Raw genomic sequence first — 12,471 nt, forward strand, 5'->3', positions numbered from 1 at the left:
CGCGATTCACGGCTGGTCCATCGCCGCGAATCGCTCCACCAGGAAATCGACGAAGGTCCGTATCCGCGCCGACAGCTGGTGCCGGTGCGGATACACCGCATGGATGTCCGCATCCGGCGTGCGGTAGCCCGGCAGCACCTGCACCAGCCGGCCGCTTTCCAGGTAGCGCTCGATATCCCAGCCCGCGCGCATGAGGATACCGTGTCCGTCCAGTGCCCAGTTCACCGCGATCTCGCCATCGTTGGTCGTCAGGTTGCCGCGCACCTTGACGGCAACCGCATCCCGCTCGCCCTCCTTGCCCGCATGCAGCCGCCACACGCCATACGCCTCGTCACCCTGCCGGATCGCGATGCAGTTGTGCCGCGCCAGGTCGGCCGGTGTCTTCGGCTCGCCGTGGCGGGCCAGGTACTTCGGCGCGGCGCACAGCAGCCGGCGGTTGGCGGCCAGGCGGCGCGCGATCACGCGGGTATCGGCCGGCGCGCCGAAGCGGATGCACACGTCGAACTGGTCGTCGGCCAGCGGCGGCGGGTCGACCGACAGTTGCAGTTGCACGTCCACTTCCGGGTAGCGCAGCACGTACTGCGAAATCGCTGGCGCGATGTGCAACCGTCCGAAGCCCAGCGTGGCGTTGACGCGCAACTGGCCTTTCGGCGTGCCTTTCGACTTCGTCAGCATCTGTTCCAGGTCGGCCAGCTCCTGCAGGATGCGCTGCGCATGCTCGTACAGCACTTCTCCCTCCGCCGTCAGGCTCATGCGCCGCGTGGTGCGGTTCACCAGCGGCACGCCGATACGTCCTTCCAGCAGTGCGAGACGCTTGCTGACGGCGGACGTGGTGATGCCCAGTTCCCGCGCCGCGCCACTCAGGCTGCCGATGGTGGCCAGCGTGACGACGAAGCTCAGTTCCGCAGGTTGCAGGTTGACGTTCATTCTTGAGCTCCAGGTTAAGAACGGATTGAGTTTAATGGCCATTCGTGCGCGGGTCCACCCGCTACAGTGAGCCCACTTTCAATCGTTCCAATGAGGAGACAGCATGAAGACCTACCAGATCGCCACCATTCCCGGCGACGGCATCGGCAAGGAAGTGGTACCGGCTGGCCGCGAAGTGCTGGCGGCGCTGGCCGCCGGCAGCGCCACCTTCAAGTTCCAGTTCGAGGATTTCGACTGGGGCGGCGACTATTACCGGCAGCACGGCGCGATGATGCCGGCCGATGGCCTGGACGCGCTGCGGGGCAAGGATGCGATCCTGTTCGGCTCCGCCGGCGATCCGGACATCCCCGACCACGTCACGCTGTGGGGCCTGCGCCTGAAGATCTGCCAGGGCTTCGACCAGTACGCCAACGTGCGCCCGACGCGCATCCTGCCCGGCATCGATGCGCCGCTCAAGCGCTGCGCGCCGGAAGACCTCAACTGGGTGATCGTGCGCGAAAACTCGGAAGGCGAATACTCCGGCGTGGGTGGCCGCGTGCACCAGGGCCACCCGATCGAGGCGGCGACGGACGTGTCGATGATGACCCGCGTGGGCGTCGAACGCATCCTGCGCTTTGCCTTCCGGCTGGCGCAGTCCCGGCCGCGCAAGCTGCTTACCGTGATCACCAAGAGCAATGCGCAGCGCCACGCGATGGTGATGTGGGACGAGATCGCGCTGGAAGTGTCGCGCGAATTCCCCGACGTGAAATGGGACAAGGAACTGGTCGATGCCGCCACCGCGCGGATGGTCAACCGCCCCGCCACGCTGGACACGATCGTGGCCACCAACCTGCACGCGGACATCCTCTCCGACCTGGCGGCCGCGCTGGCCGGCAGCCTGGGCATCGCCCCCACCGGCAACATCGATCCGGAACGCCGCTATCCGTCGATGTTCGAGCCGATCCACGGTTCCGCGTTCGACATCATGGGCAAGGGCCTGGCCAATCCGGTCGGCACGTTCTGGTCGGTGGTCATGCTGCTGGAACACCTGGGCGAGCACGAAGCCGCCGCGCGCGTGATGGCGGCCATCGAGCACGTCACCGCGAACCCGGCCCTGCACACGGGCGACCTGGGCGGCAAGGCCACCACCGCCGACGTGACGCGCGCCGTCTGCGACTTCCTGGCGAAGGACGAGGACCGCAAGGCCGCCTGATCTCCCGGCATCATCGTTGCCCGTTCCGACCAGCCGCCGAGAGCCAGGCGGAGCGGGTGCTGCAGTACCCTCACCAGGGCCCTCACCGGGACCATCATGGAGACAAGCATGTCAAAACGATTCTTTGGAAAGCTGTACGTGCAGGTGCTGATCGGCGTGCTCGCCGGCGGCATCCTCGGCGTCCTGTATCCGCACTTCGCGGCGGACCTGAAGCCGCTGGGCGACGCCTTCATCCGCCTGATCAAGATGGTGTTCGCGCCGGTCATCTTCGCGATGGTGGTGCTGGGCATCGCCAAGATGGACAGCATGAAGGAGCTGGGCCGCGTCGGTTCGCGCGCGCTGATCTACTTCGAAGTGATGTCGACATTCGCACTGGGCCTGGGCCTGGTGGTCGTCAACCTGGCCAGGCCCGGCGTGGGCATGAACGTGGACATCGCCACGCTCGACACCGCCGGCATCAGGAACTACACCGCCGCCGCCGGCCACTCCGGCGGTTTCGTCGATTTCCTGCTGCACATGATTCCCACCAGCGTGGTCGAGGCGCTGGCGAAGAACGACATCCTGCAGATCCTCGTCTTCGCCACCATGTTCGGCGTGGCACTGTCGCACATGGGCCGCCGCGCCAAGCCCGTGGTCGATTTCCTCGAAGCGTTCAGCAACAGCATGTTCATCGTCGTCGGCATGATCATGCGCGTGGCGCCGCTGGCCGCGTTCGGTGCGATCGGCTTCACGGTCGGCAAGTACGGCCTGGGCTCGCTGGTGTCGCTGGGCTACCTGATGGCCTGCATGTACCTCACCTGCTTCGTGTTCGTGGCGGTGATCCTCGGGCTGGTGGCGCGCATGTCCGGCTTCAGCCTGTGGAAGTTCCTGCGCTATATAAAAGACGAGATCTTCACCGTGCTGGGCACCAGTTCGTCCGAATCGGTGGTGCCGCAGCTGATGCGCAAGCTGGAACACGTGGGCGTGTCCAAGCCGGTGGTCGGCCTGGTGATCCCGTCCGGCGTCACCTTCAATCCGGATGGCCAGTGCATCTACTACACGATGGCGGCCATCTTCATCGCCCAGGCCACCAACACGCCGCTGAGCCTCACCGACCAGCTGGTGGTGCTGGCCGTGCTGATGGTGACCTCGAAAGGCTCGGCCGGCGTCACCGGTTCCGGCTTCATCACCCTGGCGGCCACGCTGGCCTCGATGGGCAAGATCCCCGTCGAGGGCATGGTGCTGCTGCTGGGCGTGGACCGCTTCATGTCCGAGGCGCGCGCCATCACGAACACGATCGGCAATGCCGTGGGCACGATGGCGATCGCCCAGTGGGTGGGTGCGCTGGACCGCGGGCAGATGGACCGGGTACTCGGCGGCCAGTCGTCGCCCGAAGAACTGCGGGCGCTTTACCAGCCGGAAGGCGACGGCGACCAGGGCGCACCGGAACTGGTGCCGGTGCACAAGGTCTCCGCATGAGCTGTACTATCCGTTTATCGAGCAAGCGAGGAGACAACGATGGATGACACCGAAGCAGGCGCGCTGCTGCGCCGCATGCTCGACGCGGCCATCGCCGCATCGCAGCCGGCGCTGTGCATACCCGGCCAGCTGCCAGCGCCTGGGGAAGTGGCAAGGGGCCGGCTGATCGTGATCGGCGCCGGCAAGGCGTCGGCCGAGATGGCCCGCGCCGTCGAACGCAACTGGAGTGGCCCCCTGGCGGGCCTGGTCGTCACCCGCTACGGCTACGCGGTGCCGTGCGAACGCATCGAGATCGTCGAGGCGGCGCACCCGGTACCCGATGCGGCAGGCCTTGGCGCCGCGCGCCGGATGCTGGAGCTGGTGCGCGGCCTGTCCGAGGAGGACACTGTCCTGTGCCTGATCTCCGGCGGCGGCTCCGCGCTGCTGCCGCTGCCGCTGGAAGGCATCACGCTGGAAGACAAGCAGCTCGTCAATGCCGCACTCCTGAAATCCGGCGCGACGATCGGCGAGATGAACTGCGTGCGGCGGCACCTGTCGGCCATCAAGGGCGGCCGGCTGGGCGCGGCCTGCCATCCGGCGCGCCTGGTCACCCTGCTGATCTCCGACGTGCCCGGCGACGACCCGCGCGACATCGCGTCGGGCCCCACGGTGGCCGATGCCAGCACTTGCGAGGATGCGCTGGCGATCCTGCGGCGCTATGGCATCGCCTTGCCGGAGCACGTGCTCGACGTGTTGCGCAGTGGCCGCGGCGAATCCGTGAAACCGGGCGATCCGCGCCTGGCCCGCGCCGAAGTGCGGCTGATCGCCACGCCGCAGATGGCGCTGGAAGCGGCAGCGCGCGTCGCGCTCGACGCCGGCATCACACCGCATATCCTCGGCGACAGCCTGGAAGGCGAAGCGCGCGACGTGGGCAAGGTGCTGGCCGGGATCGCGCTGCAGGCGGCGCGCCGCGGCCAGCCGTTCGCGGTGCCGTGCGTGCTGCTGTCGGGCGGCGAGACCACGGTCACGGTGCGCGGCAACGGGCGCGGCGGGCGCAATGTGGAGTTCCTGCTGGCCTGCGCCCTCGCCCTGCGCGGCGAACCGGGCGTGCATGGCCTGGCGGCCGATACGGATGGTGTCGACGGGCAGGAGGAAATCGCCGGCGCGGCCATCGCGCCGGACACGCTGGAGCGCGCCTGGGCCGCGGGCTTGCGCCCGCACGACAGCCTGGACGACAATGACGGTCACGGCTTCTTCTCAGCGCTGGGCGACAGCGTCGTCACCGGCCCCACGCTGACCAACGTCAACGATTTTCGCGCGCTGCTGGTCGTGCCGCCGCGCGCCACCTGAAACGGGAACCCCATGCACCGCCAACGCAATGCAAAGATCGTCGCCACCCTCGGCCCCGCCAGCTCCGATCCGGACACCATCCGTGCCCTGTTCGATGCCGGCGCCGACGTATTCCGCCTGAACTTCAGCCACGGCAGCCATGCCGACCACCGCCAGCGCCTGGAGACGATCCGCGCCATCGAAGCCGAAACGGGCCGTCCGGCCGGCGTGCTGCTCGACCTGCAGGGTCCCAAGCTGCGGCTGGGCACCTTCACGGAGGGCGCCGTCACGCTGGCCGCCGGCGATGCGTTCCGGCTCGACCTCGACCGCGAAGTGCCTGGCGACGCGCGCCGCGCGCCCCTGCCCCATCCCGAGATCTTCGCCGCGCTGGTACCCGGCACCGACCTGCTGGTCGACGACGGGCGCGTGCGCCTGCGCGTGGATGCCTGCGGGCCGGATTTCGCGGACACGCGGGTTGTCACCGGCGGGCGCATCTCCGACCGCAAGGGCGTCAATGTGCCGGGCGTGGTCCTGCCGCTGTCGGCGCTGACGGACAAGGACCGGCATGACCTGGAGTTCGGCCTGAAGCTGGGTATCGACTGGGTCGCGCTGTCGTTCGTGCAGCGGCCCGAGGATATCGCCGAGATCAAGGCGCTGGTCGGCAACCGCGCCGCCATCGTCGCCAAGCTGGAAAAGCCGGCGGCGATCCACAGCCTGGAAGCGATCGTGGCCGAAGCCGATGCGGTGATGGTCGCGCGCGGCGACCTGGGCGTGGAAATGCCGCCGGAACAGGTGCCGGCGATCCAGAAGCGCATCGTGCGCGCGTGCAGGAAGGTCGGCAAGCCGGTGATCGTCGCCACGCAGATGCTGGAATCGATGGTGACGGCACCGGTGCCCACCCGCGCCGAGGCCTCCGACGTGGCCACCGCGATCTACGACGGCGCGGACGCGGTAATGCTGTCGGCCGAATCGGCTTCGGGCCAGTATCCGCGCGACGCCGTGCGCATCATGAACTCGATCATCGCGCAGACCGAGGCCGATCCGTACTACCGCGAGGAACTGGCGATCGCCGGCGGCGCCGCGGCCACGCTGGCCTCCGACGGCATCGGCATCGCCGTGCGCAGCGTGACCGAGGCGCTGCGCGTGGCCGCCGTGGTCGCGTACACGTGCTCGGGCTATTCGGCGCTGCGCATGGCCCGCGAGCGGCCACGCGCGCCGATCATCGGCATGACGCCCTCCGTCGAGACGGCGCGGCGCCTGGCGCTGGCCTGGGGCGTGCATCCCGTGCTGTGCCCCGCAGTGGCGGACGTGGCCGAGATGAGCGACCAGGCCTGTGCCATGGCACTGGGCGAAGACATCGCCCGGCCGGGCGATACCATCGTCATCACGGCGGGGATGCCGTTCAGCGTGCCCGGCACGACCAACCTGCTGCGTATCGCGCAGGTGGGCTAAGCGTCTGCGCGGCGGCCGGACTTCGCCAGCAATCCGCTCCGGTTCGCGAAGGCCGGGTCAGCCGCCAGCGGCCAGCGGGCCCGGATACGCCTCGCCGACATAATCCGTTCCGGCCGCCCGTGCGGCGGCCAGTTCCGCCCGCACCTGCGCCCGTGTGAGCTGGTTCGCCGCAGGCGTTCCGGCCGGGCCGGAATAGGCTTCGCCTTCGTACAGCGCCCCCGCGGCGCGGGCCACCTCCAGCTGGGCGCGTACCTCGGCCCGTGTCAACGTCGACGGGATGTCGAATTGCAGCGCCTGGTAACCTTCGCCGCCGCTGCCCAGCGTGCCGGCGGCGCGCGCCGCGAGTACCTCGGCGTGTACCTGTTCGCGCGTCAGCGATTGCGATTGGGCGTTGGCGGCATTGGCGATGCCGGCGGCGGCCAGGAGGATGGCGAAAATCGTGGTGGTGGTGGTTTTCATGTCGTGCTCCGTTGAAGTAGGTGTAGGAGCATTACAACCGGCGCGTGTATATGGCATATGTCACGGATACCTTCCGGTGTCAGCCCGGGTATCGTGCATGGGCGCTGATACATCGGGATACAAAAGAGCCGTAGCGTTCTTCGGCACCGATGCGGCGCCAAAAAAAAGGCGCTGTTCGCGTTGGATAGCTTTGCCGTTGAGAACGAAACTTTGTCCCAAGTCGAGCTCGACAAAAGAGCCGATCAGTTAGTCTGGCGCCACGGCAACGCGCAACCAGTGCCGCGGTGCCGTCAGCTCGGCGGCATCGAGCACACGTAGCCAACCGGTGTAACTCGCCAGGTAGCGGCTGGCGACACCGTTGAATCGCCGCAACCAGGTATTGAAGCGGCCATGCCATCCGTTGACACCCTGGATATGCAGTGCACCGCGTGATCGAATGCCGGCACGCACGTTGATCGCTTCGTGCGTGATGCCGGCCTGCTTCGCAAATGCCTGGTACGCCTTGGCGGCATCGGTCACGAGCAATGCATCGGGCGCCAGAACGGGCTTCAGGTGTTTCATCAGCTGCCTGGCACTGACCGGGCCGCGGCCCGTGACGAAGTCACAGGTTTGCCGGTTGCGGTCACGGGCGACGAGGATGCAGTCCAGCTCGCGGCTGATGCCGCGCCGGCTGGCCTTGCCGCCGCGCTTTCGGGGCGGGCGGTCCAGGTGGCGCGAGCCTTTTTGTGATTCCAGATGATAGGTTTCGTCAGCCTCGACGATGCCGGACAACTGCGGACGGGGCGCCCGGAAAATGGCGGCGACAAAACGGTGGCGCCATCGAAAGCTGGTCGACTTGGCCACCGCGACGCGCTTGGCCGCCGGACGCACCGGGGTCGACTCGATCAGGCATTGCAAATAGTGCAGCCACTTGTCGCGCAGGCGAAGACGGGCAAGCGGTGTTCCGGTCAAGGCATTGAAGCTGCGTCGGCAGATCACGCAGCGATAGCGCTGCAAGCCACTGGCCTGTCCGCAACGGTGGGACCGCTGGCAACCGCAATGGGGACAAGGCGGCCTTCCGGCGGCTTCCTCGATCAGGCGAAGACACTGGCCTGGTTGCTCGACGCTGGCCAGAAGGCCTTGCAGCAATGTGACCTGATCTTCTGAAAGCTGTTGCTGCATCAACGCTTCGATCAGTGCTCCAACCTCCGCCGTGCCCATGTCGCCTCCTGATATACATGAAGTAGCTCAACAAGAGGTCAGACCGTCATTCCGCCAGGAAGTTCCCACAATTACCGCGTACAGCGCCAAAAAAAATGCCGGCTCTGGGCCGGCGAAGTCCAATTCTCTGGGAGAGTTGGAGGAGACAGGTGCATCATCGCATCCACCCCGTCATTGCGCCACTTTATTTCCCGCATACCTCCCATCAGCTTCGTGAATGACGGGAGGAAGGCTGCCGTTCCCGGAACTCCCCGGAGCCGGCTTACTTGACCAGCGATTTGGTCAGCACCACGCGCTTGATGTCGCCCACGACGAACAGGTAGCAGAAGATCGCCACCGCCGCATTGGCGCCGACGAACACCAGCGCGCCGGCGAAGGAACCCGTGTTCTGCACGATGTAGCCGATGACGATCGGGGTGGTGATGCCGGCGGTGTTGCCAAAGGTGTTGAACAGCGCGCCGGACAGGCCGCCCGCTTCCTTCGGCGACGTGTCGGCCACCACCGCCCAGCCCAGCGCGCCGATGCCCTTGCCGAAGAAGGCCAGCGACATCACGGCCACCACCAGCATGTCGGTCTCGATGTAATTGCAGCCGATCATGCTCATCGACAGCAGCATGCCCAGCACGATCGGCACCTTGCGCGACACCGACAGCGAATGGCCCGCCTTGCTCAGGCGGTCGGACAGCCAGCCGCCGGCGATCCCGCCCAGGAAGCCGGCGATGGCCGGCATCGACGCCACGAAGCCCGCCTTCAGGATCGTCATGCCGCGTTCCTGCACCAGGTAGACGGGGAACCAGGTCAGGAAGAAGTACGTCAGCGTGGTGATGCAGTACTGCGCCACGTACACACCCAGCAGCATGCGGTTCGACAGCAGCTCCTTGATGGCGGCGAACACGTCGACCTTGCTGGGTTCCGCGCCGTGCCTGGTCTCTTCCAGGTCGACCAGCGCGCCGCCTTCCTTGATGTATTGCAGCTCGGCGGCATTGATGGACGGGTGCCGGCGGGGGCCGTGGATCACCTTCAGCCAGATGAACGACAGGCCGATACCCAGCGCGCCCATCACATAGAACACGCTGTGCCAGTCATAGGTGTGCACCAGCCAGCCCATGATCGGGGCGAACAGCACGGTGGCGAAGTATTGCGCCGAATTGAAGATGGCCGCGGCAAGGCCCCGTTCCTGGGTGGGGAACCACGACGACGCGATGCGGCTGTTGCCCGGGAACGAAGGCGCTTCGGCGGCGCCCACCAGCAGGCGCAGCGCGAACAGCATGGCCACCGCGGCGCCGCCGGTAAAGAGCCGATGGCGCCCGTCAGCATCGTGAACAGCGACCACAGGAAGATGCTGAAGAAGTACGTGATGCGGGTGCCGAAGCGGTCCAGCAGCCAGCCGCCCGGCAGCTGGGCCAGCACGTAAGACCAGGCGAACGCCGAGAACACGTAGCCCATCTCCACGGCCGACAACCCGAGATCGGCCTTCAGGTTCGGGCCGGCGATCGAGATCGTGGCGCGGTCCGCATAGTTGATGGTGGTGACGGCGAACAGCATCGCCAGAATGGTCCAGCGCGCGCGGGTGCGCGTCTGGGTCGCGGCGGCGGCGGTGGCGGATGGTGCGTGATCCATGGGGTCTCCTGTCATCTTGGTCTGCTCCAGCCGCCCCGGGCGGCTGTCTTGTACCGCACGATCATATGCGCGGCACCGCTGCCCGACAAACCAAAGTGTGATGACACCTATTCACAAATTGAATTACTGGTTTTGGACCTCCAGGGGTTGGCGTCACCGCCGATGCAAATTTGCCTACGCAGAAACCCGTACCCGACATCGATCAGGGACTTGATCGAGTCATCAACGGCATCGGTGGCTCAGCGCACATCGAAGGTGGGGAGGACTTCGTTGAGGAACAGCTGCAGGACGGGATTGTCGTTGCTGCGCCGGTAGGTGCACACCATTTGCACCGGTTCGGTGGCCATTTCTCGCAGCACGATGCCTTCGAAGTGCAGGCGCGAGGCACCGGCGGCGATCAGCGCCGCGCCCATCCCTGCCCGCACCAGCGCCAGCATGGTGTGCACTTGGCCGATATGCTCGACGATGTCCGGCACCACGCCGTCTCGGGCGAAGCGTTCGGTGAGCATCTGGTGGAAGGGCCGCGCCTCGTAGGGCGAGTACATGATGAAGGGCTTGCCGTGCAGGCTGGCGAGCGTGGGCGCTTCCGGCCATTGCGCCGCTTCGCTTTCCGGGATCGCCAGCATCAGCGACTCGGTGGCCAGGCGCAGGCTGGCCAGTTCCGCGTTGATCGGGTGCGGCCGCATCAGGCCCAGGTCCAGCTGGCCGGCGTTGAGCATCTCGACCTGCGTCGTGCTGACCAGCTCCTTCAGGGTCAGCGAAATGCCGGGGGCGCGGTCGCGCAGGCGCCGCACCACTTCCGGCAGCAGGTTGTAGCCGGAGGCGGAGGTAAAGCCGATGGCCAGCGTGCCCTGGTCGCCCTTGGCCGCGCGGCGCGCCGTGAAGGCCGCCTCCTCGGCCATGCGCAGGATGCGCGCCGCCTCGGGGAAGAAGGCCCTGCCGGCCGCCGTCAGCCGCACGGTGCGGCTGTTCCGTTCCAGCAGCTGCGCGCCGACGTGGTGCTCCAGCAGGCGGATCTGGCGGCTCAGCGGCGGCTGGGTCATGTTGAGGCGCTCGGCCGCGCGGCTGAAGTGCAATTCCTCCGCGACTGCGACGAAGCAGCGGAGCTGGCTGATCTCGAACATCGGTAAGCGATTCCCGGAACAATGGAGCAGCCATTCTACGGTAGACAGCGCGGCAGGCATCGCGGTAGACAGCGCGGCAGACATCGCGGTTGCCACTGCGTAGCCATTGCGGCGGTCATGGCACAGCCATCGCCGTCGCCACCGGGGAAGCCATCGCGTTCGCGATGAAGGGTGCCATCGGGCAGCCAGCGCGGTAGCACGCGTACCACGTTGGCCGGCTTCGCGGCAGGATCGGCGGAGCCGGGCCTTGCACCTTTGTCTATAATGGCCAGCCCATCCCCTCACCCGCCGATCATGACTTCGTTGCCACCATCGTTCTGGCCGCTGGCCGCCACCTGGATGCTTGCCGTACTGTCGCTATGGGTACCGCCGCTGGGCCGCCTGCCGGCCTGGATGGCCGGGCTGGCCATCGCCATCGGCACCGCCCTGGCGCTCGGCGCGATGCAGCCGGCCGGCGCGCTCGCCTTGCTGCTGCTGGCCGCGCTGTGCGCCGGCTGGCGCACAGCCACGCACCGGCTGGCGAAGGGCCTGCTGCTGGCGGCGATCATCGTGCTGTCGCTGGCGCTCGCGCTGCACGTGGTGCCCGGCTTCGCCAATCCGCTCCTGCTCGACAAGGTGCAGGTCAGCGCGGCATCGAAGCCCGTATCGCTGTACCTGAACCTGGACAAGACGGCGGTCGGCATCATCCTGTGCGCCACCTTCGCCGTGCCGGCGAGCGGCCGCGCCGCGTGGCGCGCCGTCGTCGCGGCCTGGCCCGTGATCGTGGCGACACCGCTCATCGCGCTGCTGGCCGGCTACGGTGCGGGTGTCATCGCCATCGATCCGAAGTGGTTCGCCAGCTGGTTTGCCGCCTATGCGCCGCTGTTCCTGCTGACGAACCTGTTCACCACCTGCCTCGCCGAGGAAGCGTTCTTCCGCGCGCTGGTCCAGGGGCGCCTGGCCGATGCGCTGTCGAAGCGGCCGGACGGCGCGCGCATCGCGGTCGGCGTGGCGGCCGTGCTGTTCGGCGTGGCCCATGCGCACGGCGGTCCGGCGCTGATCGTGCTGGCCACGTTCGCCGGTGTCGGCTATGGCATGGCCTACCAGCGCAGCGGCCGGATCGAGGCGGCGATCCTCACGCACTTCGCGCTCAATGCCACGCACTTCCTGATGTTCACCTATCCGGCGCTGCGCTGAGACTCGCGTTGAAAATTTGCCTGGAAAATGGAGTATGTCCCAGTTTTTTCGCGACACGTTGAAAGCGCATGCATTCACCCCAAGAGCGAACGGCTGGGGTCAGGCCCGCCGGGTGTAGCAGGGGTTTCGCGAAGCCTGCTTCGCGCCTGCGGAACGATGCTGGCGTGCATGCCAGCATTCCTCCCTGACCCCGGAATTTGCATTTGGGGTGGGCTGATCCAACCGGCACCCAGGGCTCCCTCTTTTTCGCGCAATATCTCCAAGTAAAAAAAATGCCGGCGCTGGGCCGGCTGAAGTCCAATTCTCTGGGAGAGCTGGAGGAGACAGACGCATCTTCGCATCCGCTTCGGCATTCCGCCACTTTATTTCCCGCATGACACAGATCAGTTTCATGAATAACTGTCTGCGAAGCAACGCCCTCAGCGGCGCGCGAACCCGGTAGCGCAACCAGAAAGTTTCCAACGCGGTGCCGACTTGGGCTACCATACGGCGATGGTTGCGCTATTCATTTGCTGCGTGCGATTGGTATAGCCACCGGGAAGCGGCGCGACCGAT

Annotated in this window: 9 protein-coding genes and 1 pseudogene; 5 read left to right on the plus strand and 5 right to left on the minus strand. The window is 66.9% G+C overall.

All coding sequences use genetic code 11. The annotated features are described in order from the left end of the window. Window positions 1-6: 6 nt before the first annotated feature. Window positions 7-927: a LysR family transcriptional regulator gene (locus tag OU994_RS19360; protein ID WP_281607237.1), complete on the minus strand. Its 921-nt coding sequence runs from the start codon at window positions 925-927 to the stop codon at window positions 7-9. A gap of 103 nt (window positions 928-1,030) precedes the next feature. Here OU994_RS19360 and OU994_RS19365 point away from each other — a divergent pair, with 103 nt between their 5' ends. The 4 genes from OU994_RS19365 to pyk all read left to right on the plus strand — a co-directional run bounded on the left by OU994_RS19365 (window position 1,031) and on the right by pyk (window position 6,337). After that, entirely contained in the window at window positions 1,031-2,119 is a 1,089-nt protein-coding gene (locus OU994_RS19365) for a tartrate dehydrogenase (RefSeq protein ID WP_281607238.1), read from the plus strand. A gap of 108 nt (window positions 2,120-2,227) precedes the next feature. Then, the gene (locus tag OU994_RS19370; RefSeq protein ID WP_281607239.1) at window positions 2,228-3,577 is read left to right on the plus strand and encodes a dicarboxylate/amino acid:cation symporter; all 1,350 of its coding nucleotides are present in this window, start codon (window positions 2,228-2,230) and stop codon (window positions 3,575-3,577) included. Window positions 3,578-3,616: 39 nt separating this feature from the next. After that, the gene (locus OU994_RS19375) at window positions 3,617-4,906 is read left to right on the plus strand and encodes a glycerate kinase (RefSeq protein ID WP_281607240.1); all 1,290 of its coding nucleotides are present in this window, start codon (window positions 3,617-3,619) and stop codon (window positions 4,904-4,906) included. Between the two features lie 12 nt (window positions 4,907-4,918). Beyond that, a complete protein-coding gene (gene pyk, locus OU994_RS19380; protein WP_281607241.1) occupies window positions 4,919-6,337 on the plus strand; it encodes a pyruvate kinase in 1,419 nt (472 codons plus the stop codon). Between the two features lie 57 nt (window positions 6,338-6,394). On the opposite strand, the gene OU994_RS19385 is transcribed toward pyk, so the two are convergent. The 4 genes and pseudogenes from OU994_RS19385 to OU994_RS19400 all read right to left on the minus strand — a co-directional run bounded on the left by OU994_RS19385 (window position 6,395) and on the right by OU994_RS19400 (window position 10,740). Next, window positions 6,395-6,796: a DUF4148 domain-containing protein gene (locus OU994_RS19385; protein ID WP_281607242.1), complete on the minus strand. Its 402-nt coding sequence runs from the start codon at window positions 6,794-6,796 to the stop codon at window positions 6,395-6,397. 246 nt (window positions 6,797-7,042) lie between these two features. After that, entirely contained in the window at window positions 7,043-7,996 is a 954-nt protein-coding gene (locus OU994_RS19390) for an IS1595 family transposase (RefSeq protein WP_281607243.1), read from the minus strand. 262 nt (window positions 7,997-8,258) lie between these two features. Next, window positions 8,259-9,616: pseudogene (locus OU994_RS19395) on the minus strand (MFS transporter). Between the two features lie 239 nt (window positions 9,617-9,855). Beyond that, on the minus strand, window positions 9,856-10,740 hold the full coding sequence (locus tag OU994_RS19400) for a LysR family transcriptional regulator (RefSeq protein ID WP_131145516.1): 885 nt from the start codon (window positions 10,738-10,740) through the stop codon (window positions 9,856-9,858). Between the two features lie 294 nt (window positions 10,741-11,034). On the opposite strand from OU994_RS19400, the gene OU994_RS19405 reads away from it, so the two are divergent. Further along, complete coding sequence (locus tag OU994_RS19405) at window positions 11,035-11,916, plus strand: CPBP family intramembrane glutamic endopeptidase (RefSeq protein ID WP_281607244.1); 882 nt, start codon at window positions 11,035-11,037, stop codon at window positions 11,914-11,916. Window positions 11,917-12,471: the final 555 nt, after the last annotated feature.

Origin of the sequence: Pseudoduganella sp. SL102 (assembly GCF_027856995.1) — a bacterium.
Classification (GTDB): domain Bacteria; phylum Pseudomonadota; class Gammaproteobacteria; order Burkholderiales; family Burkholderiaceae_D; genus Rugamonas; species Rugamonas albidiflava.

Bases quoted from the DNA above. Each gene is read 5' to 3' on its own strand.
- OU994_RS19385 (WP_281607242.1), bottom strand. From the start codon at position 6,796: ATGAAAACCACCACCACCACGATTTTCGCCATCCTCCTGGCCGCCGCC.
- OU994_RS19370 (WP_281607239.1), top strand. From the start codon at position 2,228: ATGTCAAAACGATTCTTTGGAAAGCTGTACGTGCAGGTGCTGATCGGC.
- OU994_RS19405 (WP_281607244.1), top strand. From the start codon at position 11,035: ATGACTTCGTTGCCACCATCGTTCTGGCCGCTGGCCGCCACCTGGATG.
- OU994_RS19390 (WP_281607243.1), bottom strand. From the start codon at position 7,996: ATGGGCACGGCGGAGGTTGGAGCACTGATCGAAGCGTTGATGCAGCAA.
- OU994_RS19365 (WP_281607238.1), top strand. From the start codon at position 1,031: ATGAAGACCTACCAGATCGCCACCATTCCCGGCGACGGCATCGGCAAG.
- OU994_RS19360 (WP_281607237.1), bottom strand. From the start codon at position 927: ATGAACGTCAACCTGCAACCTGCGGAACTGAGCTTCGTCGTCACGCTG.
- pyk (WP_281607241.1), top strand. From the start codon at position 4,919: ATGCACCGCCAACGCAATGCAAAGATCGTCGCCACCCTCGGCCCCGCC.
- OU994_RS19400 (WP_131145516.1), bottom strand. From the start codon at position 10,740: ATGTTCGAGATCAGCCAGCTCCGCTGCTTCGTCGCAGTCGCGGAGGAA.
- OU994_RS19375 (WP_281607240.1), top strand. From the start codon at position 3,617: ATGGATGACACCGAAGCAGGCGCGCTGCTGCGCCGCATGCTCGACGCG.